This window comes from Bradyrhizobium sp. BLXBL-03, from assembly GCF_051853015.1.
Lineage (GTDB): Bacteria > Pseudomonadota > Alphaproteobacteria > Rhizobiales > Xanthobacteraceae > Bradyrhizobium > Bradyrhizobium manausense.
Map to the genome: position 1 here is coordinate 1,537,926 of NZ_CP182470.1, position 21,674 is coordinate 1,559,599.

Annotated in this window: 23 protein-coding genes; 10 read left to right on the forward strand and 13 right to left on the reverse strand. The window is 63.1% G+C overall.

Annotated features, from left to right (window positions below; all coding sequences use genetic code 11):
* Window positions 1–38: 38 nt before the first annotated feature.
* The gene (locus tag ACNJX9_RS07355; protein WP_057752694.1) at window positions 39–1,310 is read right to left on the reverse strand and encodes a DUF892 family protein; all 1,272 of its coding nucleotides are present in this window, start codon (window positions 1,308–1,310) and stop codon (window positions 39–41) included.
* Window positions 1,311–1,555: 245 nt separating this feature from the next.
* Here ACNJX9_RS07355 and ACNJX9_RS07360 point away from each other — a divergent pair, with 245 nt between their 5' ends.
* On the forward strand, window positions 1,556–1,861 hold the full coding sequence (locus tag ACNJX9_RS07360) for a hypothetical protein (RefSeq protein WP_439408295.1): 306 nt from the start codon (window positions 1,556–1,558) through the stop codon (window positions 1,859–1,861).
* Between the two features lie 70 nt (window positions 1,862–1,931).
* Here the strand turns inward: ACNJX9_RS07360 and ACNJX9_RS07365 are convergent, their stop codons facing one another.
* Together ACNJX9_RS07365 and ACNJX9_RS07370 are read right to left on the reverse strand one after the other, a co-directional pair.
* Complete coding sequence (locus ACNJX9_RS07365; RefSeq protein WP_439408296.1) at window positions 1,932–2,795, reverse strand: formate/nitrite transporter family protein; 864 nt, start codon at window positions 2,793–2,795, stop codon at window positions 1,932–1,934.
* 166 nt (window positions 2,796–2,961) lie between these two features.
* A complete protein-coding gene (locus tag ACNJX9_RS07370) occupies window positions 2,962–3,477 on the reverse strand; it encodes an inorganic diphosphatase (protein ID WP_057752922.1) in 516 nt (171 codons plus the stop codon).
* A 662-nt stretch (window positions 3,478–4,139) separates the two neighbouring features.
* Here ACNJX9_RS07370 and ACNJX9_RS07375 point away from each other — a divergent pair.
* Together ACNJX9_RS07375 and ACNJX9_RS07380 are read left to right on the forward strand one after the other, a co-directional pair.
* Window positions 4,140–5,264 carry a DNA topoisomerase IB gene (locus ACNJX9_RS07375; RefSeq protein WP_439408297.1) on the forward strand — a complete coding sequence of 375 codons (1,125 nt, stop codon included), beginning with the start codon at window positions 4,140–4,142 and terminating at the stop codon, window positions 5,262–5,264.
* Window positions 5,265–5,269: 5 nt separating this feature from the next.
* Complete coding sequence (locus ACNJX9_RS07380; RefSeq protein WP_057752920.1) at window positions 5,270–5,575, forward strand: hypothetical protein; 306 nt, start codon at window positions 5,270–5,272, stop codon at window positions 5,573–5,575.
* A gap of 35 nt (window positions 5,576–5,610) precedes the next feature.
* On the opposite strand, the gene ACNJX9_RS07385 is transcribed toward ACNJX9_RS07380, so the two are convergent.
* A complete protein-coding gene (locus tag ACNJX9_RS07385; RefSeq protein WP_439408298.1) occupies window positions 5,611–7,011 on the reverse strand; it encodes a TAXI family TRAP transporter solute-binding subunit in 1,401 nt (466 codons plus the stop codon).
* A gap of 155 nt (window positions 7,012–7,166) precedes the next feature.
* Here ACNJX9_RS07385 and ACNJX9_RS07390 point away from each other — a divergent pair, with 155 nt between their 5' ends.
* The 5 genes from ACNJX9_RS07390 to ACNJX9_RS07410 all read left to right on the forward strand — a co-directional run bounded on the left by ACNJX9_RS07390 (window position 7,167) and on the right by ACNJX9_RS07410 (window position 9,656).
* Window positions 7,167–7,511, forward strand: coding sequence for a DUF1236 domain-containing protein (locus ACNJX9_RS07390; RefSeq protein ID WP_057752918.1), 345 nt, complete (start codon window positions 7,167–7,169; stop codon window positions 7,509–7,511).
* Window positions 7,512–7,602: 91 nt separating this feature from the next.
* The gene (locus ACNJX9_RS07395; RefSeq protein ID WP_439408299.1) at window positions 7,603–8,025 is read left to right on the forward strand and encodes a hypothetical protein; all 423 of its coding nucleotides are present in this window, start codon (window positions 7,603–7,605) and stop codon (window positions 8,023–8,025) included.
* 477 nt (window positions 8,026–8,502) lie between these two features.
* Window positions 8,503–8,727, forward strand: a complete 225-nt coding sequence (locus tag ACNJX9_RS07400; protein ID WP_057752674.1) for a hypothetical protein — start codon at window positions 8,503–8,505, stop codon at window positions 8,725–8,727.
* Window positions 8,728–8,925: 198 nt separating this feature from the next.
* Window positions 8,926–9,414 (forward strand): L-2-amino-thiazoline-4-carboxylic acid hydrolase, encoded by a 489-nt coding sequence (locus tag ACNJX9_RS07405; RefSeq protein ID WP_439408300.1) that lies wholly within the window; start codon window positions 8,926–8,928, stop codon window positions 9,412–9,414.
* Entirely contained in the window at window positions 9,411–9,656 is a 246-nt protein-coding gene (locus ACNJX9_RS07410) for a hypothetical protein (RefSeq protein ID WP_057752669.1), read from the forward strand. Before ACNJX9_RS07405 ends, ACNJX9_RS07410 begins: the two co-directional genes overlap by 4 nt.
* 47 nt (window positions 9,657–9,703) lie before the next feature.
* On the opposite strand, the gene ACNJX9_RS07415 is transcribed toward ACNJX9_RS07410, so the two are convergent.
* The 5 genes from ACNJX9_RS07415 to ACNJX9_RS07435 all read right to left on the reverse strand — a co-directional run bounded on the left by ACNJX9_RS07415 (window position 9,704) and on the right by ACNJX9_RS07435 (window position 13,988).
* Complete coding sequence (locus ACNJX9_RS07415; protein ID WP_439408301.1) at window positions 9,704–9,883, reverse strand: hypothetical protein; 180 nt, start codon at window positions 9,881–9,883, stop codon at window positions 9,704–9,706.
* A 227-nt stretch (window positions 9,884–10,110) separates the two neighbouring features.
* Window positions 10,111–10,938 (reverse strand): carbohydrate ABC transporter permease, encoded by an 828-nt coding sequence (locus tag ACNJX9_RS07420; protein ID WP_439408302.1) that lies wholly within the window; start codon window positions 10,936–10,938, stop codon window positions 10,111–10,113.
* Window positions 10,935–11,837, reverse strand: a complete 903-nt coding sequence (locus ACNJX9_RS07425; protein ID WP_439408303.1) for a carbohydrate ABC transporter permease — start codon at window positions 11,835–11,837, stop codon at window positions 10,935–10,937. Before ACNJX9_RS07425 ends, ACNJX9_RS07420 begins: the two co-directional genes overlap by 4 nt.
* A gap of 6 nt (window positions 11,838–11,843) precedes the next feature.
* Window positions 11,844–13,196, reverse strand: coding sequence for an ABC transporter substrate-binding protein (locus ACNJX9_RS07430; protein ID WP_439408304.1), 1,353 nt, complete (start codon window positions 13,194–13,196; stop codon window positions 11,844–11,846).
* A 27-nt stretch (window positions 13,197–13,223) separates the two neighbouring features.
* The gene (locus ACNJX9_RS07435) at window positions 13,224–13,988 is read right to left on the reverse strand and encodes a FadR/GntR family transcriptional regulator (protein WP_439408305.1); all 765 of its coding nucleotides are present in this window, start codon (window positions 13,986–13,988) and stop codon (window positions 13,224–13,226) included.
* A gap of 170 nt (window positions 13,989–14,158) precedes the next feature.
* Between ACNJX9_RS07435 and ACNJX9_RS07440 the strand changes: the two genes are divergently transcribed.
* The gene (locus ACNJX9_RS07440; protein ID WP_439408306.1) at window positions 14,159–15,586 is read left to right on the forward strand and encodes a sulfatase family protein; all 1,428 of its coding nucleotides are present in this window, start codon (window positions 14,159–14,161) and stop codon (window positions 15,584–15,586) included.
* Window positions 15,587–15,655: 69 nt separating this feature from the next.
* Here ACNJX9_RS07440 and ACNJX9_RS07445 read toward each other — a convergent pair whose 3' ends face one another.
* Entirely contained in the window at window positions 15,656–16,747 is a 1,092-nt protein-coding gene (locus ACNJX9_RS07445; protein WP_439408307.1) for an enolase C-terminal domain-like protein, read from the reverse strand.
* Between the two features lie 193 nt (window positions 16,748–16,940).
* Here ACNJX9_RS07445 and ACNJX9_RS07450 point away from each other — a divergent pair, with 193 nt between their 5' ends.
* Entirely contained in the window at window positions 16,941–18,503 is a 1,563-nt protein-coding gene (locus tag ACNJX9_RS07450) for an adenylate/guanylate cyclase domain-containing protein (RefSeq protein WP_439408308.1), read from the forward strand.
* Between the two features lie 2 nt (window positions 18,504–18,505).
* Here ACNJX9_RS07450 and ACNJX9_RS07455 read toward each other — a convergent pair whose 3' ends face one another.
* The 3 genes from ACNJX9_RS07455 to ACNJX9_RS07465 all read right to left on the reverse strand — a co-directional run bounded on the left by ACNJX9_RS07455 (window position 18,506) and on the right by ACNJX9_RS07465 (window position 21,629).
* Window positions 18,506–19,741, reverse strand: coding sequence for an ABC transporter substrate-binding protein (locus ACNJX9_RS07455; protein WP_439408309.1), 1,236 nt, complete (start codon window positions 19,739–19,741; stop codon window positions 18,506–18,508).
* A gap of 327 nt (window positions 19,742–20,068) precedes the next feature.
* Entirely contained in the window at window positions 20,069–21,001 is a 933-nt protein-coding gene (locus tag ACNJX9_RS07460; RefSeq protein ID WP_439410022.1) for an alpha/beta hydrolase, read from the reverse strand.
* Window positions 21,002–21,119: 118 nt separating this feature from the next.
* Window positions 21,120–21,629: a hypothetical protein gene (locus tag ACNJX9_RS07465; RefSeq protein ID WP_245317114.1), complete on the reverse strand. Its 510-nt coding sequence runs from the start codon at window positions 21,627–21,629 to the stop codon at window positions 21,120–21,122.
* Between the last annotated feature and the right edge of the window lie 45 nt (window positions 21,630–21,674).

Below are 21,674 nucleotides of genomic sequence, written 5' to 3' on the forward strand. Positions count from 1 at the left end.
TCTTTGACAAACCCTTCAGCCACGAAATGAGGCCCGGTTCATTCGGTCTGTTCGACCGCTGCAGGCATCTTTGCCACCGACATCAGCGAGCGGGCGACCTGGTTGAGAAGCTGATCGGCATTCTCTTCTTCGGCAAGCGATTTCGAGAGCAGGCTGACGACGGCGCTATGGCGCAGTTGCTGGGCGAGATTGCGTGCGGTGGTGTATCCGGCGATCTCGTAATGCTCGACCCGCTGGGCTGCTCCGATCAGCGCCAGATCGGCTGCGGCGTCCTCCTTCTCTTCGCCTTCGGCGATGATTTCCTGCCCCTCCTCGATCAGACCCATCATCCCCTTGCAGGGCTTGGCCCGCGCGGTCTTGCCGAGCATCTCGAAGCACTCATTGATGCGCTCGATCTGGGCCTCGGTTTCGTTCAGGTGCTGCTCGAACAGCTCGCGCAGCTGATCGAAACGCGCCGCCTGCGCCATTTTCGGCAGGGCTTTTGTCAGCTGCTTTTCGGCGTGCAGGATGTCGCGAAGCTCGTTGATCAGGAGATCGCCGAGACCGGCCTCGTCGACCGGCGGAGAACTCTCGGTGACAAGCGCCGTCGCCGGACCAGGGTCGCCGGCCTGGATAGCCGGGGATTCCGTAAAGACCCACTCGCCGCCCTCGTTCCAGGGGCCGCGGGTGTCGATCTCGCCGTGGTCGCCGGTTCCGGTCGAATCGTTGAAGAACTGGTCGACGAGACCGGGCGTGGGGGCAATCCGGCCGATGCTGAAGGCCGGCTTGGCCATGCTTTCGAGAGCCAGCGCGAACGCCTTCATATGCGTGATCTCGCGGGTCATCAGGAATTGAAGCGCGTCCTTTGTGCCCGCGTCGTCAGAGAAATTGATCAGCCGCTCGTAGACGATCTTGGCTCTCGCCTCGGCGGCGATGTTGCTGCGCAGGTCGACGTCGAGCTCGCCGGTGATCTTGAGGTAATCCGCGGTCCAAGCGTTGCCTTGGGAGTTGAACAGGTTCACGCCGCCGCCGCCTGCAATCGCAATCAGGGGGTCCGCCTCGGCGGCTTGGCGATCGAATTTCGACGGCTTCAGATGCATACGGGCGAGAGTGCCGACCACCTCGAGATGGCTGAGTTCCTCGGTGCCGATATCCATGAGAAGATCCTTGCGATCCGGATCTTCGCAGTTGAGCCCCTGTATCGAATATTGCATGGCAGCGGCGAGCTCGCCGTTGGCGCCGCCGAACTGCTCGAGAAGCATATTGCCGAACCTGGGATCAGGCTCGTCGACGCGGACGGTGAACATCAGTTTCTTGACGTGGTGGTACATGGATTGCCCTTGACGTGAGAGAGACGCTCCACGAACCGGCGGACACTGACGTTAGTTCCTAGAGTTCGAAGTGGCTTTGTGAGGATGACCTTGCATCGCGCCGAGATGGATTCACACCTCGGTGGTATTTGGCCAGTGGGCCGATCAGGCATCGGTGTTGAAATCGCGCAACGACCAGCTCTCCTCTTGGAACGTGGCCGTCAACTTTCGCATTATCGGCACGCACAACCCAGGAGGAGAAGAAAATGCGAAGGCTTGCTCTTGTAGCTTTGGCAGTCGGAGCGATTTCGGCTGCAACTGCGGCGCCCGCCGAGGCGCGCTGGCACGGCGGCGGATGGCACGGAGGGTGGGGCGGGCCTGGAATAGGCTTCGGCCTTGCTGCCGGTGCCCTGGCGTTTGGCGCCGCGGCAGCGGCTTCGCCCTACTATTACGGACCGGGATATTATCCAGGTCCCTACGCCTATTATGGCCCGCCCTATGCCTATTACGGCCCACGCTACTACCGTCCGCGCTATTACCGCTCGTATTATCGGCCATACGGCTACTGGTGATGACAACGGCCCGGCTACAAGCCGGGCCTTCATCTCGACAGGCCTTGCCCCTCAGAAGCGGGCGTTCCGACTAATCCTTTGCCTTGTCCAGCTCCGCCGCAACCTGGCCGTAGTTCAACAGGGCGACCAACGTTGTCCCGCCGAGGATATTGCCGAGCAGAGTAGGGACGAAAAATTCAAGGAAGTATTGTCCAAACGAAGCTTCCCGAAGCAGCACCAGGTAAGCACACTCGACCGAGCCCGCGATGATGTGGGCAAACTGCCCGAGCGCCACGACGTAAGTCATGATCAGGACGATATGCGCACCTGATCCCTTGGTCGCCGGCAGCAGCCACATCATCAGCGCGATCAGCCAGCCGGCGAACCCGGCTCGGACCATGGTGGCCGAGAAATTGCCTTCGACAGTGTGCCGGCCAAGCTCGAGAAATGCATCATCGATTTTCGGTCCAAAGATGTCGGTGTGTGCGAGCACGTAGCTGACCGCCCACGTGCCGGCGATATTGGAGGCCAGCACGAGTCCCCACAGCTTCAGCACATTGGCCAGCGTCGCGAGATTGCGGTGATGCAGCAGAGGAAGGATGGGTGTGAGGGTATTCTCGGTGAAGAGCTGCTGCCGTCCCAACACGACCACCAGAAAGCCGACGGTATAGCCCAGCGGCGCGACGAGCCGCCGGGTCCCCTCATCGGAGATCGCAGCCTGAAACTCGCCCTGGACCACGAGGGACAGTCCCATCGACAGGCCCGCGGCAAGGCCGGACAGGAGGATGGCCCACCACCGCCGCTTGAGTTCCTGCTCTCCCTCGGCTCGTATGGTTTCGTGAATCAGCGCGGCGCTCGGCCTGCTCTGAGACTCGATTTCCTCGGTCTGTCGCGGCGACACGCCATCGAGCTCGGATGCTGCATTGAATGAGGCTGCTTCGCTCGACTTGTTCAATGCGCGCTCGCAAAAGGCTGGGACTTTCGTTCCAAGCCGCCTGATGACGATCCGTTCCTCGCCGCCACTCCCCGGCACCGGGACAGGAGGGAGGCGTAAGGCCAAACCCGGTCATCTCTTGATCGCGTCTTCCAGCCGATCACGCCGGCCGCGATGTCACGATATCCTACTTGGAAAGCCGCTTGATGGTCTTGGCCGCGTGGTTGGGCCCGCGCCATCCCAGAAATTTGAGCTCCTTGTTCTCAAGCGCGTTTGTCGCGCGGAAGAACTCCTCCAGCTCGCCGCATGCGCGCGAGGGGAGGTGGCGTATATCCTTGAGATCAGTCTCGAGGGGCGATCGGTCCGGCACCGCGAACACGCGATCGTTCCGTTCTTTTCTGCTGCCGCTCTTCTGCTCGACTTCGAGGACGCCGACCGGCCTGCATTTGAGCACGACGCCGGGGTATGTCTTCGCATCATGGATGATCAGTACGTCGAGGGGATCGCCATCGGGAGCTTTGGTGGAAGGAATAAAGCCCCAGTCATACGGATAGCTCAGCCCTGCCATCAGCGGCTTTGCCAGCGTAAAGATCCCGAGCTCGGGATCGAAATCCAGTTTGCAGGAGCTCCCGCGAGGCGTCTCGACAACCGCGAAAATTTGTCCGTCGTCAGCCCATGTCGGCAGTTTGAGAAGGTTGGTCATCTCACGCACCCTGTGCTGCACCTACATCACGTGTCATCGCTCCGCGCGATCTTCCTGCACTCTACAAAACGAGGGCCGAGCAATGATAGTTCCCGCGCCCGACCTGGTGGTCACGCCAGGCGCGCAAGGCGTGAATTGAGTAAGCAACTCAAAAACCTGCAAACGGCGGGAATTCCGAGAACTAACCTATGTTCATGCGGGCATCGGCAAGCGGTTGTACAATCCATGCGTAGTGGAAGGAATGACCATGGGATTGAAACGCAAGCGCTTTAAACAGAAGGATTCCCTTGAGACCAGGCTCACGCAGTTCGCGCGGGATATGCGTAGGCGGGCTGATCAGAAGCCACCGGGGGATCAGCGAGATGCGTTTCTGAAGCGCGCTTACAATGCAGACCAGGCGATCGATCTGGAGCGGCAGCTTCGGGAGCATCGATAGGAGCGAACGACCGCAGGTTCGGTTGGTCCGGAGGGGAGCGCTCCCTCAACTCGGCCTCCATTCACGAAGGCCGTTCTGTTGAGAGGGTGCGGGGCTTTGGAATGCGAAGTACGATGGACCGTCCGCTTCGCACCAGTGCTCAAGGGGAACAAAATCCTGTAGATCTTCTTGACGTATCGGGACAGCAGCGAAATGCGTTCACAAGTGCTGTCAAAATGACGCCGCCATGTTCCGCGAAACGAAGGCCGATGAGAGAATTCCCGAGAGGACCGCTGAAGTGGCGGCGATCATCGCGGAAGAAGGCTTGCGATACGTCAGTGACGCAAAGCCGGGCTACACCCGCAAGCGCACCGGCACCACCTTCTCCTACTACGACCAGAGCGGCGCCCGCATCACGAACAAGGACATCATCCGCCGTATCAAGTCGATCGGCATTCCGCCGGCCTATGAGCGGGTGTGGATCTGTCCCGTTGCCAACGGCCATATCCAGGCGACGGGCTATGATGCACGCGGCCGCAAGCAATATCGCTATCACGCTAAATGGCGTGAATTGCGTGATCAGAACAAATACGAGCACGTCATGCAGTTCGCAGCTGCGCTTCCTGCACTGCGGTTCCGTGTCGCCGCCGACATGAAGCGCGAAGGCTTGCCTCGGGAAAAGATTCTCGCGACCGTCGTCAGCCTTCTCGAGAAGACCCTCATTCGGGTCGGCAATGCCGAGTATGCCAATACAAACAACTCCTACGGACTGACGACCATGCGCCGCAGGCATGTGGCGATCAAAGGTTCGACCCTGAAATTTGAGTTTACCGGGAAGTCCGGCAAGCAATGGAAGCTTTCGGTAGAGGACAGGCGCATTGCGGCAATCGTCAAGCACTGCGCCGACTTGCCGGGGCATGAGCTCTTCAAATATCTCGACGACAACGGCGAACCACGTACGATCGATTCCGGCGACGTGAATGCCTACATCAAGGAAATCACCGGGCAGGATTTTACGGCCAAGGATTTCCGAACCTGGGCCGGCACCGTGCTGGCTGCGCTCGCATTGGCCGAGTTCAAGACGTATGACTCCCAGGCTGAAGCAAAACGGAACGTCGTGGCCGCCATCGATAAAGTCGCCAGACAACTTGGCAACACGCCAGCCATTTGTCGCAAATGCTACGTGCATCCGGAAATTCTGGGCGCCTATATGTCTGGCGACCTGGCAAAAATGATCGAGGACAAGATCGCGGAGAGGTTCAAGCGTCAGTATAGCAAATTGAGCGCGGACGAAGTGATGGTCCTGGCGTTCCTGAATAAGCGGCTGAAGGCGACGCGCAAGGCGGGGGAGAGCGCCAAGCTCGCGGCGTGATCCTCATGCATTTGATCGAAATCTTCCTGCCTCTCAGCAACAACCACGGCAAGCGGTTTGATTCGAAGCTCTATCAGTCCCTGGAACACGAACTGACCGAACGCTTTGGCGGGGTCACGGCTTTCAAACGGGCGCCGGCCTCGGGCGAGAACAAAGAAGGGTCACAGGTCGTCCGGGATGAGATCATCATCCTTGAGGTTATGACCGAAGAGCTCGATCGTGCATGGTGGGCGGACCGCCGCAAACAACTCGAAGAGATGCTCGATCAGGACGAGATCCTTATCCGCGCCAGCGAAATTGAAAAGCTTTAGTCGTGAAGCGATGAAGGTTTGGTCTGCCGGCGCGCCTATCGGCGAGAGGCAAGGCTTGGACCCGGAGCCTTTGCCTCGATCGCGCCGCCCTGCAGCGCCGCCCGCCTTTCCGCGACCGCATGATCGAACAGCTCGAGGACGAGGCCGAATGCGGCCATGTCCTCCTGCTCGATGGCTCCCTCGTCGTAGCACTTGAGGGTCTCGCCGATGATCGCATCGACCTCCCGTTGCGATGCCAGCAGGTCCTGTTCGGACTCGGCACCGCGAACCTCCGACACCACGGCAAGAATACGGTTGCGATAGCCGGTGTTGTCGTCCCGCTCGTCCCGGTTCAGATAGCGACGCAGCCATGCGGCGGCCGAACCGATCCCGGACAGGAGCAGCAGGGCGAACCAGAAGTAGTCGCTGTACTTGTCCAGAAAGGTCCGCTCGGTCCCGTTGATGACCGCCGCGGCGCCCCTGTGCACGGAGGGCTCCGCCTCCTTCTCCGTATCCGGTTTCGTGATGTGCGTCGCGCCGGCGACACGTTGCGTGATCGTGTCGCGCACCGCGAAAAGCTGCCGGTAGAAGGCCGCCGCCTTGGCTTCCGACAGTTCTTTTCGGGCCAGGATGAGATGGTTGACGCTGATGGTGTCGATCTTGTCCTCGGGCCAGGCCGGGTTCGCGTTGAAGACGCTGCCGGGGATCTCCTCGGCTTCGTAGCGGGGATGCCGCAGGGCAATCGCCTCGGACGCTTCGACGGCAAGAAACTTCGGAGCTCCGCGCGACCGCGAAGTCGCGGCGATCGCGGCGGCGGTGATCTTGCTGTCGAGCGGACCGACCGCAAGATAGGCGTCGAGAGTGGCGTCCTGCGCGAGCTTTTCGATTTCGTCGGTCCCGAATTGAGCCGTGGCAACCTTGTCGGGCTGCACGCCTGAGCCCTCTAGAATTGTCCGCAGGACCGCGACGTTGGCGTCGGTCTTTCCGATGATGCCGACCTTATGCCCAGCAAGATCGGCGATCTCTCCGATCTTCGCGGCGGCGTTCTTCTTGGAGCCCTTGCCTGCGCGTCCCGACTGCGACCATATGACGACATAGTTCTTGCGCAGGACGGCCAGTGTCTGCGCATCAGCCGGCATGGCGAGGTCACCGCGACCGATTGCCAGGTCAGTTTTGCCGGCACCCAGGAGGGCAAGGGATTCGGCCGCTCCGGCGGTGGCGATAGGAAGCAGTCTAACCGTCCTGCTTTCCTCTTCGAAGGCCTCCGCCATTGCTTGGACCACCTGGTGGTCTTCGCTGCCCGAGGGGCCGACGGCGATCCGAAGAGTCTCGGGCTGCAGGACGTAGAAGAGCGCCGCGGCAGCGGTGCCGAAGACGACGAATCCTAACGCCAACAGGATCAGGAGCCTTCGCTGGCGTCGATCGGGGGCTCTCCTGACTGCATCGGACGGTGGCATCAGCGGGCTCTCGGTGAGCAAGCGCCTGGGAGCTTGGAACGAACCGTCGCCCGACCCGAATGTTCCATCGCATGCGAGGACCTCTGCGGACGCGCGGGAACCTTGGCATCATTCGTGGGTTCTCGCATGCCGCATATGGCGGCGAGGAGAGAAAGATGAACAAGCTTCTGCTGAGCGCTGCGATGGCGGCGATGATCTCGACGGGCGCGATGGCGCAGTCCACCGTCGTCACCACCACGGGCGCGGGACATGCCGCCGCCGTACAGATCGAGCCCGAATACCGCACGAAGATCCGCACCTACGTTACCGAGCACAAGGTTCGTCCAGTGGAGACCCGCGAGAAGATCGTCGTCGGCCAGCCAGTGCCGCGCGAAGTCGAACTCGAGGCGGTGCCCGCCGACTGGGGTCCCTCGCTCACCAAGTACCGCTATGTCTATTCGGGCGAGCGCGTGATGCTGGTCGATCCGTCGACCCGCACGGTCGTCCAGGAGATCGACTAATCCTCCAGTGGCGGGGCCGCCCAACCAGGCGACCCGCCACTCCAATCCGGCCCCTGCCGATACCTGATGTCCCTTTTGCGAGCGGCCGTTCATGCCGATCATTCGTTATTTCGTTTTCGTCGGCGGGCTGCTGCTGGCGCTGCTCTTCGCTGCTGAATGGTACCTGCCGGCCCCCGCCGAGCGCGCGGGCCCATCCGATCCGGACAGGAGCATCATCCGGATCGCCTCGGCGAGGAGCCTCCCGGAGAAGATCGTGTTCGACACGCGTCCGCGCGCCGATTTGCCGACAATGGCGCAGGCCGATCCGCTCCCCGAAAAACCCAAGCAGCAAGTGCGGGAAGCCCTGGCCACAATGCCTGCAGCGCCTGCCGTCGAGGTCAAGAAAGAGGCGCCCGCCCGCGTCTCCTCAGGCCCCCGTCCGCATCCGAAGCGCTGGGCAAAACTACAGAAAAGGACACCCGACCGACGTCTGGCCTTCGAGCGGCCCGGCCCATTTGCCGGCGGATGGTGGTGACGGAATGCTGGCGCGCGATGCTGAAAATGAAAAGGCCGCCCGGCGACCCAGCGCGGAACGGTTTTGGTGAAAGCTCGCTTCGTCTGGTCGGAGACTATTCCGGACACCCAAGGCAGGCCCGCGTGAAGATACGGAACGCTGCCATTTTCGCGCCGTTGTCGGATCATGGGCGCAGGGTCGAGGAGTCGTCGCGATGCTGGAAACGAACGATCTGCTGGTGAAATGTCCCCGGTGCGGTGCCTGGCCGATGGCCGTGAGCGCTCGGAGAAGCATGGTTGCGCAGCCCGAGGTTTCCTTCCGCTGCGCGCGCTGTGGCAGCGAGGAAGTCGGTCGCCTGCGTCATGCTGCGGGGCCGTATCCCGGCGGTCGCGGTCGCGACGCTGCGTGACGGGATGGGTCGCCGGCGTTGCGCCTCTCCGGAACGCGTCTCGTTTGGGGGAATTGATGGCCCAGAGGTCAACCTGAGAGGAGACGATCATGAAACCGATTCTTGTTGCCGCGTGTCTGCTGACCCTGGCATCGATTTCGCCGGCGGAGGCCAAGGGGTGCATCAAGGGCGCCATCGTCGGCGGTGTCGCCGGCCATATGGCAGGACACGGCAAGCTCGGCGCGGCCGCAGGATGCGTGATCGGGCATCATGAGGCCAACAAGCAAAAGAACCCGAACGATTCGAATGCCCAGGCGCCGTCGGGCCAGAAGTAGCGGCCGGCGGCCGGGTGTCAGGGGCGCGTCGGATGAAGATTCGCCCCCATTCGGAAAGTCACATCGTCGGGCTCGAGGACGGCTCGCGCCATGCCCTGCCTTGAAGCGCAATACGGGGATATAGTCTCGCGGCTGCTGGTTTGAATTCGCGCTGGCTTCAGTCGAGCCGCGCCTTCCCTTCGCGACGCGAGCACGCCCATGAGCGTTTCCGTCATCGAACAGGCCAAAATCCAGGCGCAGGTCCTGGTCCCGCTGGTCAAGGCGCTCCAGGCCGAGCTCGGCGAGGCGCGTGCCAACGCCATCGTACGCAAGGCGCTTGGCGAACTTTATCGCGGCTTCGGCGAGGCGTTTTGGAAAGCCAAGAACGAGAGCGATCTCGGCAAGGCCGTCGGCTCCGCCTTCGCGACTTACGCGCGCGACGATGCTCTCAGCTACGACGTGATCGAACAGACGCGGGATGCGTTCGCCTTCGACGTGAAGCGATGCGCCTATGCCGAGTTCTACAAGGCGCTGGGTGAGCCGGAGCTCGGCTTCCTCATGGTCTGCACCGCCGACTTTGCGACCGCGGACGGCTTCGCTCCGGACATCAAGCTGACGCGCACACAGACCATCATGCAGGGCGCCGATCATTGCGACTTCCGCTACCGGCGCATTGCGGAGGTATCAAAGGGAAGGGCGGGTGAATGATGCGGACGACTTGGCTTGCCGTCGCGGTGACGGCGCTGACGGCATCGAGCGCGAATGCCGCAATCATCGACTGGCAGGCCGAGCTCCAGCGCTGCCGCGAGCTGCGCGCGAGCGTGGCGCCGCTGCTTCAGGCCGGCGAGGGCATTTCTGCCGTCGGCCGCTCCAACCGATCCGTCCGTCGCTGCATCTGGATTCAGCGCATGGCGGTGCGCAAGAAAGTCCCCGGCGCGGAGACGTGGTAGCGGCGACTGTCAGTCGCGCCTGTTTTTCGGTGCGAGCAGCAAGTCCTTCAGTCCGGTCGGATAGAGGCTCGGGCCATCAGGCAGATCGAGATCGGCGAGGTCGAATCACCGGGCCACAATCTCTGCGCCGTGTCCTCGCGGAAGTCGGCCGCGAGCAGGCGCCCGTCGCGCCAGTGCAGGCCGATCGCGACGACGCGAATGTGGGAATGCGGGCGCCATGTGGTCATGGGGCATGGGATAGTCGCAGCAACGCGGTTTCGAAGGAAGGGGCACAAATGTCTCCCCATCGTCGTCCTGGCGAAAGCCAGGACCCCGGTCGGTGTGGTCGATGCGCGATGTGACTACCAGCGTTCGCAACAACGAAATTTGGTGGTTATGGGTCCTGGCTTTCGCAAGGACGACATCGGAGCTTTAAGCTGCACCCCGCCAAAGCGTCGCCAAGAGTCGCATGATATCAGCCCTTGACCGCGCCGGCCGTGAGCCCGGACACGACATAGCGGCGCACCGCCAGCGAGAAGATCAGCACCGGCGCCATCACCAGCGAGCCGCCGGCGGCGATCTTGCCCCATTCCCAGCCCTCGTAGTTCATGAAGTTGACTACGGCGACCGGCGCGGTGCGCGCATGGGTGCGGGTCAGGATCAGCGCGAAGAAGAAATCATTCCAGGCGTAGAGGAAGCACAGGATTGCGGTCGCGGCGATGCCTGGTGTTACCATCGGCAGCACGATCCTGGTGAACACCGTGCGCGTCCGCGCGCCGTCGACGAGGGCGGCCTCTTCCAGCGAGACGGGAATCGTGTCGAAGAACGGCTGCATCATCCAGATCACCAGCGGCAGGTTGAAGCTGGTGTAGACCAAAACGAGGCCGGTAATGGTGTCGAGCAGCCCGATCCAGCGGTAGAACAGGAAGAAGGGAATCGTGAACGCGATCGGCGGCGCCATGCGCGTCACCAGGATCGCGAAGGAGAGCGCATGCTTGGCGCGGCCGGACCAGCGCGACAGCGCGTAGGCCGCAGGCACGCCGAACAGCAATGCGAGTGCGGTCGAGAGCGAGGCGCTGAGCAGGCTGTTGACGAAGGACGCCGAGAACGCGCTGTGCCAGAGCGCGACGTAATTCTGCAGCGTCGGCGTGAAGATCAGCGGCGGCGGAAATTGCAGGATCTGGTCATTGGTCTTGAAGCTCATCTGCAACAGCCACAGGAACGGCGACAGCAGAATGAGCAGTGTGATCGTGATCGCGATCAGCCGGCCTGAGGTGGCCTTGCGCAAGGACGACGTGCTCACGCCAGCGCCTCCTTGCGTTGGCCCATCCAGACCAGGCCCAGGCTGATGCCGCAGACCAGCAGCAGCATCACCACGGTGACCGCGCTGGAATAGCCGATCTCATTGGTGTCGAAGGCGAGCAGGTACGCATAATAGTTGGTGACTTCAGTGACGGTGCCGGGGCCGCCGCCGGTGAGCAGGAAGATCAGTGGGAACGCCTTCACGCTGTCGATCAGGCGGAACATGCCCGAGATCACCAGGATCGGCGTGATGAAGGGCAGCGTCACGTACCAGAAGATTTGCAGCTTGCCGGCGCCATCGACGAGGGCGGCTTCCGAATATTCGTCGGGGATGGTTTGCAGCGCCGCCAGCACCATCAGGAAGGTGAACGGCGTCCACTCCCAGGTGTCGGCGATGATGATCGAGGCCAGCGCGAAATCGACGCTCGAGGTCAGCGCCGGCAGCGTGAAGTGCAGCGCTTGCGCGGCATAGTAGACCGGGCTGATGTCAGGTGCGTAGATCAGCTTCCAGATCACCGCGACCACGATCGGTGGCAGCACCATCGGAATCAGGAAGAAGGTGCGCGCGAGCTCGACGAAGCGCGACGGCACGTTCAGAAGCAGCGCCAGCAGCATGCCGAGCAGCACCTGGAACAGCACGCTCGCGACCGACAGCTTGGCCTGCACGGCCAGCGAGTTGACGAAGCGCGGATCGCCGGGCAGCAGCGAATAGTTGCGGAACGGCTCGCTGAAATCAGTGGCCGAGCCCGGCGTCGTCAGCTGGAACGGCGTCAGACTGGTCACAACGAGATAGATCGCCGGCAGCACGGCGACCGCGAACAGCACGATCAGGCTCGGGGTGAGCGCGAAGGCGATGAACCTGCGGCGCTCCAGGTCAATTCCGCTCTCGGTCAATTCCACTCTCGCTCAAAGCTTCGTCCCGGCGCGGCGGAGTGCGGCGATGGCCTGGTCCTGCGCTGCGTTCATCGCGTCCTTGGCCGGCAGCTGGCCGGTTGCGACCTGCTCGAACGCCTTGTTGAGGATGTCGCCGACGATGGGAAACTCCTTCGAGGTGCGATAGGCCATGTAGTTCTCGCCCTTGCCTGGCAGCTCCAGCACCTCGAGATAGAGCGCGCCGAGGTCCTGGCCGTTCACCGTGTTGAGCTTGCGGTAGTCCTCGCTGCTGATGATCGAGCGGCGGCAGATCGAGGAGTGGCCGTGCTCCTTTACGAGCTTCATCGAGATCTCGGGTGAGAGCGCCCATTTGATGAATTCCCACGCCGCCTTCTGGTTCTTGGCGTTCTTGGGAATGCCGAGGCCCTGGCTGTTGGACGCCGGATAATCGTGCACGGGGCCGGCGGGCGAGCGCACCACGCGCGAGGTGTCCTTCACCTTGCTCTCGTCGGAGAGCAGGATCGGGCTCACCCAGGCGCTGGAATGGATGAAAATGTTGGCGCGGCCGGTCAGCATCGCCTGCCGCGCCTGGTCCTCGGTGTAGGTCAACACGCCTTTCGGCGCGCTCTTCAAAAGGTTCGCGTAGAACTCGACGCCCTGGATCGCCTCGGGCGTATTCAGCGCCGGCATCGGGTCACCGGGCGGATTCCTGAAGATGTTGCCGCCAAAGCCCTGGATGTAGGGCGGCAGATTCCAGTTGTGCAGGAACCACGACACCAGGCCGCTGACGCCATCGGTGCCGTTGATCTCGGCACAGACCTGCTGCAGCTCGGCGAACGTCTTGGGGATCTTCAGTCCCTTCTTCTCCATCAGGTCCATGCGCGACAGGCCCATCAGCATGGCACCGCCTTCCCAGGAATAGCCGTAAGTGGCACCCTTGCCGTCGCGATAGGGCACCTGCGCGCCGTCGACGAAGTCTTTCGGATTCCACTCTGCCGGCGTCAGATTGGCATCGCTCGTGAACTCGTCGAGATTGGCGAGCAGGCCGGCCGCGATCCAACGCGTCGCGAGCGTGAAGGTGACATTGACGAAATCATAGGCCGAGCCGCCCGAGGACAGCTCGAGATTGGCCTGCTGGTTGTACACCGGCAGGGCCGAGAGCTGGAGGTCAACCGTCATGCCGGTCTTGTTCTCGAACTCGGGGATGTAATTTTGCAGCAGCGTGAAGAAGCGGTGCTGGAACGAGGCGCCGTGCAGCGTCACGCCGGCAAACGGCTTTGTCTGCGCAATCAGCGGCGCGGGGAATGCGGCAAGTGCCGCGCCCGCGGCGCTGGCCTTCAGCAATTTGCGACGGGTGATCGAGCCTGCGCGCGATGCGTTTGTCATCTTTACCTCCCTCAATGTTGTCTGGCTTCAACGCGTCCGTCTGGTGCGGACGTTCTCGTCTTCGGCGTCTTTCTTCTTCTGGCGCGCCATGGCCGTGATGATGTTTCCTTCGGTGAGGTCCATCAGCTTGTGCATCGCCTGACGCGCACCGTCGGGATTGCGCGCCCAGATCTCGTCGAGCACGGCGCGGTGATAGGGCAGGCTCTTCCGTGGCGCGCCGGGATTTGTGCTCGACAAATCGAATGACATCCGCAGTGCGGCCGCGACTGTCGCGCCGAACGCGATCAGGAAATCGTTGCCGGTGGCGATGAGGATGCCGCGGTGGAATTGCAAGTCGGGCTCGGCATAGGCGACGCGGTCCATGCCGGCCGCGTCCATGCCGCGATAGGCGCGCTCGATCCGGGCAAAATCCTCGTCGGTGCCGCGCTCCGCACAGATTGCGCAGGCCTCCGGCTCGACGATGCGGCGCACTTCCAAAATCTGCTTGGCGAATTCCTGCGCCGGCAGGGCCGACAGCGTCCAGTTCAACAGCTCCTCATCGAGCATGTTCCAGTCGAACCGCGCCCGCACATGCGTACCGGCCTTCTGCTTCGAGGCGATCAGGCCCTTGGCCTTGAGCAGCGACAGCGCCTCGCGGATCGAGGCGCGGCTGACATCGAAGCGCGATGCGAGCTCGATCTCGCGCGGCAGCGTCGTGCCCTCGCGCCAGACGCCGGTCAGGATCATCCGGGCGACCTCTCGGGCGACCTGGGCGCTCGATTGCGGGCTGTCCTTGCTGGGAGATTTTGCCACGGTGATCCCGGATTCACGGAATAAAATGTCTGATTTATTGCGACTTCCGACGAAGAAGCGCCAAGAACATAGCCTTGGTGGCAGATAATCAAACCCGGCCTGGTTTGACAAGAATTATTATGTCAGACATATTTTTCTATTGACTCGAGCCGCGCAAGGACAAGGCCATCGTGACAAAGCCCCACATCATCCTGGTCATGACCGACCAGCAGCGTTTCGACACGATCGCGGCGACCGGGCATCCCTATATGAAGACGCCGAATCTCGACCGCCTGGTGCGCGAGGGCGTCTATTTCGACAATTGCTTCATCAACGCGCCGAGCTGCGTGCCCTCGCGCGCGGCGCTGTTCTCCGGCATCTATCCGCATGCCTCGGGCGTGCTGAAGAACGGCCAGCACTGGCAGAAGACCTGGGTGAGCAAGCTCGCCGAGGCCGGCTATCACTGCGTCAATGTCGGCAAGATGCACACCATCCCCTATGACGCGAAGGCCGGCTTCCACGAGCGCTTCGTGGTCGAGAACAAGGACCGCTTCTTCGAGGGGCGCTGGTTCGCCGACGAGCTCGACAAGGCGTTTGCCGCGCACAAGCTGACCAAGCCGTCGCGCGCCGGCTATCGCAGCCTGCCTGATTATGGTGACCGCATGGGCGCCTTCACCTGGGAGATGCCGAAGTCGCTGCACCCGGACATCTTCGTCGCGGAGACCGCGATGTGGTGGCTGGAATCTCGCCCCAAACCCGATGCGCTGTTCATGCAGATCGGCTTGCCCGGACCGCATCCGCCCTATGATCCCTTGCCGGAATATCTGGAGCATTATCTCGCCCGCAACGACCTTCCGGTGCCGCACCCGACCGAGGCCGAGATCGAGGGTCTGCCTGCGTACCTGAAGGAGAAGCGCCGTCACGACACGGAAGTGGACCACGACGCGGTGTCATGGAAGCTTGCACCGACGCATGAAGAGTTGCGCCGGCTGCGGGCACATTATTATGCCAACGTCACGATGATCGACGAGCAGATCGGCCGCCTGCTGACGACGCTGGAGGACAAAGGTTATCTCGACAATTGCGTCGTCATCTTCATGTCGGACCACGGCGACAATCTCGGTGAGCACGGGCTCAGTCAGAAATGGTCGATGTACGAGCCGGTGACGCGCATCCCGCTGCTATTCTGGTCGCCGCGTCGCTTCTCGGATGGCCGCCGCATCCGGGAAAAATGCCAGCTGTTCGATCTTGCGCCCACGATTCTCGATCTCGCCGGTGCCGAGCATCCAAAGCCGTTTCAGGCCCGCAGCCTGCTGCCGGCGCTGAAAGGTGAGGCATGGACCGGGCGCAACTTCGTGTTCTCCGAGCAGGCCGGCGACGTCGCCATGACCGGCGCAAGGCTGATCACCATGGTGCGTGATGACAGGTGGAAGGTCGTGTTCATCCACGGCGCGGCGGACGGGCAATTGTTCGATCTCGAGACCGATCCACGCGAGCGGCACAATCTCTGGAGCGCAGGCGAGCATGCCGGCGAGATCAGTCGCCTCAAGGACGCCTTCATCGACTGGCGGCAGAACAGCCTACTCGAGACGATGGACCTGAACGCCGCCGCGCGGTGAGGGCGATTTCTTCGCCTCTCCCCGCATGCGGGGAGAGGGGGTGAACCGCCGCTGCGGATGCAGCACGGATCACTCCACCAGATATTTCCTCACCGCCGCCTCGTCCCATTCAATCCCGTTCCCCGGCTCCTCGCCCGGCAGCGCAAAGCCGTCCTTGATCCTCAGCCGGCTCGCCAGCACCGCATCGGCCCAGTCGACATATTCCAGCCAGTGCGCCGTCGGCGTGACGCAGAGCAGATGCGCGCTGACCTCCGAGAACAGATGCGTCGACATCTCGATGCCGGCGGCGTGCGCCAGTGACGCGGCCCGGAGCCAGCCGGTGACGCCGCCGATGCGCTGCACGTCGGGCATCACGTAGTCGCAGGCCTCCGCCGCTAGCGCCGCCTGCATCGCAAACGCGCTGTCGAAATTCTCGCCGATCTGCACCGGCGTGCGCAGCGCGTCGGCGATGCGGGCGCAGCCCGCATAGTCGTCGTGGCGGATCGGCTCCTCGATCCAGCTCAAGCCTTCGTCGTCGAGCATCTCGCCACGGCGGATCGCCTCGGTGACCGTCAGCGCCTGATTGTAGTCGCACATCAGCGTCACCTCGTCGCCGACCGCCTTGCGCACCGCGCGCACCACGGCGAGATCGTCCCGCGCCTCCGGCCGTCCGACGCGGATTTTTGCGGCGCGAAAGCCCTCGGCCAGCAGCTTGTGGGCTTCCTCCACCGCGGCGCCCGCAGGCATGATGCCGAGGCCCTTCGAATTATAGGCCTTCACCGGCTTCGGCGCGCCGCCGAGCAGGCGCGCCAGCGGCAGGCCGCGGACGCGCGCCAGCGCATCCCATGCCGCCATGTCGATGCCGGATTGCGCCAGCCGTTGCAGGCCGGCGAGGCCGAGCAGCGTGAAACGCTGGGTCAGCTTGCGCTCGATCTCGAACGGCAGCAGCTGGTCGCCTTTGAGCAGCTCCGACATCTCCGCGACCATCGCGGTCAGCGGCTTCAGGGCCGACGGGGTGATCGCAAACAGATAGGCATGCCCTGTTACGCCCTGGTCGGTCTCGCAGTCGATCAGCACCAGCGGCGCCTTGGCAACCGCGCCGGTCGAGGTCTGCAGCGGCAAGTTCATCGGCACGATCACGGGGCGCGCATTGAAGCTGATGATGCGGATTGTCTCGGTCATGGGCGGTGGTTCCGGATTTAGCAATGCAGGTTGATCCTGATCTTAAACATTCGTCATGAAACGAAAAGGCGCCTGCTGCGACCCACCATAAAATGGGGTTGCGCCGCGCCGCGTTTGTTGGCTCTGTGCAAGCCGGCATGTCGCGCCGCAAATCCCGTTCTTGCGGCAAAAACGCACATCACGGAGCCACAGAGTGAAACAAGCGATCGCCGAAGAGCAGCACAAGAGCGGCATCCTGATCGGGGCCGTGATTGCCTTTCTCCTGCTGGCCCTGCCGCTGGCGGTCTGGCTGGACCTGACTGAACTGAACAAGTCCGCGCTCCGCCGGCAGACCGCAGATCTCAATTCAGTCATCACAAGCGTGCGCAGCTATTATGCGTCCAATGTGGTCGGGCGCATCCTGGCCAATCCCAACGGCACGACCAGGGTCGTCCACAACTACGAATCCGTCCCCGGCGCGATCCCGATCCCGGCGACGCTGTCGCTGGAGCTTGGCCGCGTCATCGGCGCGCAACAGGAGAACATCACTTACCGGTTCGTCTCCGACTTCCCGTTCCAGAACCGCGCCCCGCATCAGCTCGACAAGTTCGAGAAGGATGCGCTCGCCGCCCTGCGCGCCGATCCCGAGCAGAAGATCCTCGACACCGACACCTCGCTGTTCTCCGACAAGGTCCGCTTGATCGCGCCTGTCACCATGGGCCCGGCCTGCGTAAGCTGCCACAACAGCCACCCCGAGAGCCCGAAGAAAGACTGGAAGGTCGGCGATGTCAGAGGCATCCAGGAGGTGATCATCGCCCAGCCGATCGCCGCCAACATCTTCTCGTTCAAGTTCCTGCTGGCCTATTTCCTGATCGCCGCCGGCTGCGGGCTTTCCTTTCTCTCGCTCCAGCGCCGACAGGCCAGCCGCATCAAGGGCATGAACCGGGAGCTCGAATCCGCCAACGACTTCCTCGCCTCGCTGTCGATGAAGATCTCGCGCTACATCCCGCCGCAGGTCTACAAGAGCATCTTCTCCGGCCAGAAGGACGTCACCATCCACACCGAGCGCAAGAAGCTCACGATCTTCTTCTCCGACATCCAGAATTTCACCGCGACCACCGAGCGGCTGCAACCGGAATTGCTGACCCAGCTGCTCAACGAATATTTCACCGAGATGTCGGCGATTGCGCATGAGCATGGCGGCACCGTCGACAAGTTCATCGGCGACGCCATGCTGATCTTCTTCGGCGATCCCGAGACCAAGGGCGACCGCGCTGACGCGCAGGCCTGCCTGCAGATGGCCTGGCGCATGCAGCAGCGCCTCACCGAGCTCAATGCGAAATGGCGCGCCGCCGGCATCGAGCAGCCGTTCCGCTCGCGCATGGGCATCAATTCCGGCTATTGCAATGTCGGCAATTTCGGCAGCAGCGATCGTATGGACTACACCATCATCGGTGCCGAGGCGAACCTCGCCGCCCGCCTGCAGTCAATTGCCGAGCCCGGCGGCATCGTGCTGAGCTACGAGACCTTCGCGCTGGTCAGCGACATCGTTCGTGCCCATGCGCTGCCCGCGATCACGATGAAGGGCATCAGCCGCGAGGTCATTCCCTATGCGGTCGATGCGCTGGGCGATGCGGCAGCTGAGAAGAGCGGCGTCATCACCGAACGCGCGCCGGGGCTGGAGCTGTACCTCGACCCGGCCGTGGTGAAATCAGGCGATGCCGCACGCGTGCGCTCGCTGCTGGAAAGCGCGCTGGCGTCGCTGAAGCCGGCGTGACCTCACCGCGCCGCGCCTTCCGTAAACGCCGTCTCGATCACCGCCCCGAACGGCTGCCACGACCGCCCGTCGAACTGCACCAGGCGCATCTGCCTGATCGGCAGATAGTTCTCCGGCGACGTGTTCATCCTGATATTGGGCAGCGCGACGGAGGGATGGTAGTCCCGCAGCGACGCCGCCTGGCGCATGATGTTGTCGCGCGAGAGGTCGTCGCCGCATTGCTTCAGCACCTTGGTCAGCGCCTCCGCGGCGGCGTAGCCATAGAGCGCGGCACTGTTATTGGTGCTTTCGTCCTTGTGGTACCTGTCCATGAAGGCGAACCAGTCCTTCATGGCCGGATCGTCCTTCCAGGCGGGATCGCTGGGATCTTTCAGGAACGCCGCGGAGATCACGCCGGCGGAATTCTCCAGCCCCGCCGGCGCCATCGCGTTGGCGATCGAGGCGGAGGCATCGTTGACGATGAAGACAGGGTGCCATTTCAGCGACGCCGCGAGCCCGATCACCTTGGCCGCCGTCGACGGCACGCCGAGAAACACGAAGATGTCGGCGTCCGCGCGCTTGAGGATCGCGACGTGGCCTTCGAGATGCTCGTCATTGATGTCGAAGGCGACGTCGACCAGGACGTGTCGGTTCAGATCGCCGAGACCTTCCTGGATGCCCTTGTAGAGCATGCGGCCGAACTGGTCGTTCTGCCAGAGAACGACGATCTTCTTCCGGGGATAATAGGCCTGGATGTAGTTGGCGTAGATGCGCCCCTCCGAGCGGAACGGCGGCTGCCAGCCCATGGTCCAGGGAAACGCCCTGGCCTGGCTCAGCTCCTCGTCGCCGGAGGCGACGAACAGTTGCGGGATCTTCTTCTCGTTCAGGTACCAGCGCGTGGCGAGATTGCCCGGCGTGCCGAACGAGCCGAACATCAGATGCACGTCGTCTTTCTCGACGAGATCGCGCGTCAGCTGCAGCGCAGTGGCGGGATCGGAATTGTCGTCGCGGCTGATGAAGCGGACCTTGCGGCCGTTGATGCCGCCGCGATCGTTGATCATGTCGAAATAGGCCGCTTCCGCCTTGCCGATCGCGCCGAATTCCGAGAGCGGCCCCGAATAGGGCACGATGTTGCCGATGCGGATTTCCTTGTCGGAGCCGGGGTCGGAATTGGGTTGATCCGAACGCTCTTGCGACATGGCCCCGAGCGAGGCGAGCGCCGCGATCAAAACGAACAGCAGTCTGCCGGTGACGCGCATGCTCGACACCTTGTCGTTGGCCCCCGACGAACTCGGCTCACCCTGCATCCGGGTGCGTTGATCTATCTCAAGCGTTTGGCAATCGTGTGGCTGGGAGCGCGATGAAAGCGGCAGGCGTGCTGACGGGCTGTTCGCGATCCGTCATCCTGAGGTGCGAAGCCCGCGATGCAGGGCATCGCGGGCGGAGCCTCGAAGGATGAACAGCCCCGCTGCAATCGAGCGGAGAGAACTGGGCCGTCGCCCTTCGAGGGGCCGCTGAAGAAGCCACCTCCAGCGACAACGGCTTCGCCGTTGCGCGGGGATGACGGTGATAGACTGATCGTCCGGCTACGGCAGGCCCCTTGCCTCCAGCTGATGCACCAGCAGCAGGGTCGGCTCGGCGAGACTGTCACCGGAACCATCTAGCCCGAACGCCGCCGCGATGCCATCGTGGCTACGCAGCAGGGTCGCACGTGGGCAATGGCCGGCGCCGCAGAGCGTCTTCTTCAGGGTCTCGCCCTGCGCCACGATATCGGCGGGATCGTTGGCGGCCCAGGCCAGCAGGATCGGCTCGTCGACATTGAGGACGCCGGGATAGACCGAGCGCTTGTCATATTGAGCGGCGTCATTGCCGAAATAGGCCTTCTCGCTGTCACTGGCATCCTTGCCGGCGCGATAGAGGCCCGAGACCAGCACCACGGCAGCGACATCGGCGCGGTCGGCCTGGAGCTCGGGATGCGCCAGCAGGCTCGCGACATGGAAGGCGCCGGCGCCGTAGCCGACCGCGACGATCTCGCGGGCATCGCCGTTGAACAGGTCGATATTGCCGTGGACCCAGGACAGCGCCGCCGCCACGTCGCTCGCGCCCATCGGCCAGGTGGCGGCGGGCGCGAGGCGGTAGTTGACGCGCACCCCGATCATGCCGTTGCGCGCCGCAAAGCACATCGCGGCGTCCTGCATGTCGCGGGACAGCTCCGGCGCGCCGCGATCGCCGGTGAAGGTGTCACCGGCGACGATCAGCAGCACGGGGCGGGGCGTGTCCGCCTTGGTGGTCTCGCTGGTCGCGACGTCGAGCACGTTGGCCTCGCTGCCGCCATAGCGCAGGCCGCGCGAGAAGGTGACCTGCTCGCACAGCCGCGCGACGCCGCCGGCGGTGGTGTCGCTATCGGTGAGGCCGGTCCGAACCAGATCCGATGGTGCGGCCGGTCGCGCCGGGAGCGGACCATGTGCGGTGGCCGCGGTCATGGTCAGGAGGAGCAAAAATGCGAGACAATTCTTCATCATCAGGGGGCCGGCCTTCCACGCCCCATATTGGTGGGTCGCTTTAGCCTGTCTTTTCAATTCGCCTTATCTTGTTGGTCTTTCTTGCGGCGATTTCACGGCACCTTCGCCCCCGGGTTCAATTCCCCGGCTGGAACGTGCAATCCGCCCCGCTGCCGTCCTTCTGCCTGATGGCGTTGGGATCGATGGTGCAGCTCAGCTTGCTCAAGCTCTCGAAATTCGATCCCGCCGCGCCATCGGGCGGAATGCCGGCCAGCGCCTCGGTCGCGAAGATCTCGTTGGCGGTGGGACCGTTCACGGTCCTGGCCTTCTTGCCGAAGGTCACCTCGCAATTGCGCAACGTGATGTCGACATTGCCGGTGCGGCAGACGATCTTGTCCGCGGTCACGACAACGGGCTTCTTGTAGGGAATGTCGGCATTGGCGGCGAACAGCATCGCCACTGCCTTCTTCTCGGCGCCTGACAGCGTCGGCGACAGCGGCGCGATCACGCCGGCGAGGGCCAGCGCCGTGGAGCCGGAGATCTTGGAGGGCGAAGCGCCGGCGTCCTTGGCGACGGCGGCGTTGGCGACGGCGATTTGGGCGGCGCCAAGGACAAGGACGGCATAGACCGGCATCGTGATCTTCATTGGCGATCTCCTCTTCCGTCGCGGCTTTGCTGCCGGAGGCGCGCA

What these genes read in the sequence shown, in the direction of transcription:
- ACNJX9_RS07355 (WP_057752694.1), bottom strand. Translation starts at nt 1,310, where the DNA reads ATGTACCACCACGTCAAGAAACTGATGTTCACCGTCCGCGTCGACGAG.
- ACNJX9_RS07360 (WP_439408295.1), top strand. Translation starts at nt 1,556, where the DNA reads ATGCGAAGGCTTGCTCTTGTAGCTTTGGCAGTCGGAGCGATTTCGGCT.
- ACNJX9_RS07370 (WP_057752922.1), bottom strand. Translation starts at nt 3,477, where the DNA reads ATGACCAACCTTCTCAAACTGCCGACATGGGCTGACGACGGACAAATT.
- ACNJX9_RS07375 (WP_439408297.1), top strand. Translation starts at nt 4,140, where the DNA reads ATGTTCCGCGAAACGAAGGCCGATGAGAGAATTCCCGAGAGGACCGCT.
- ACNJX9_RS07380 (WP_057752920.1), top strand. Translation starts at nt 5,270, where the DNA reads ATGCATTTGATCGAAATCTTCCTGCCTCTCAGCAACAACCACGGCAAG.
- ACNJX9_RS07385 (WP_439408298.1), bottom strand. Translation starts at nt 7,011, where the DNA reads ATGCCACCGTCCGATGCAGTCAGGAGAGCCCCCGATCGACGCCAGCGA.
- ACNJX9_RS07390 (WP_057752918.1), top strand. Translation starts at nt 7,167, where the DNA reads ATGAACAAGCTTCTGCTGAGCGCTGCGATGGCGGCGATGATCTCGACG.
- ACNJX9_RS07395 (WP_439408299.1), top strand. Translation starts at nt 7,603, where the DNA reads ATGCCGATCATTCGTTATTTCGTTTTCGTCGGCGGGCTGCTGCTGGCG.
- ACNJX9_RS07400 (WP_057752674.1), top strand. Translation starts at nt 8,503, where the DNA reads ATGAAACCGATTCTTGTTGCCGCGTGTCTGCTGACCCTGGCATCGATT.
- ACNJX9_RS07405 (WP_439408300.1), top strand. Translation starts at nt 8,926, where the DNA reads ATGAGCGTTTCCGTCATCGAACAGGCCAAAATCCAGGCGCAGGTCCTG.
- ACNJX9_RS07410 (WP_057752669.1), top strand. Translation starts at nt 9,411, where the DNA reads ATGATGCGGACGACTTGGCTTGCCGTCGCGGTGACGGCGCTGACGGCA.
- ACNJX9_RS07415 (WP_439408301.1), bottom strand. Translation starts at nt 9,883, where the DNA reads ATGACCACATGGCGCCCGCATTCCCACATTCGCGTCGTCGCGATCGGC.
- ACNJX9_RS07430 (WP_439408304.1), bottom strand. Translation starts at nt 13,196, where the DNA reads ATGACAAACGCATCGCGCGCAGGCTCGATCACCCGTCGCAAATTGCTG.
- ACNJX9_RS07445 (WP_439408307.1), bottom strand. Translation starts at nt 16,747, where the DNA reads ATGACCGAGACAATCCGCATCATCAGCTTCAATGCGCGCCCCGTGATC.
- ACNJX9_RS07455 (WP_439408309.1), bottom strand. Translation starts at nt 19,741, where the DNA reads ATGCGCGTCACCGGCAGACTGCTGTTCGTTTTGATCGCGGCGCTCGCC.
- ACNJX9_RS07460 (WP_439410022.1), bottom strand. Translation starts at nt 21,001, where the DNA reads ATGAAGAATTGTCTCGCATTTTTGCTCCTCCTGACCATGACCGCGGCC.
- ACNJX9_RS07465 (WP_245317114.1), bottom strand. Translation starts at nt 21,629, where the DNA reads ATGAAGATCACGATGCCGGTCTATGCCGTCCTTGTCCTTGGCGCCGCC.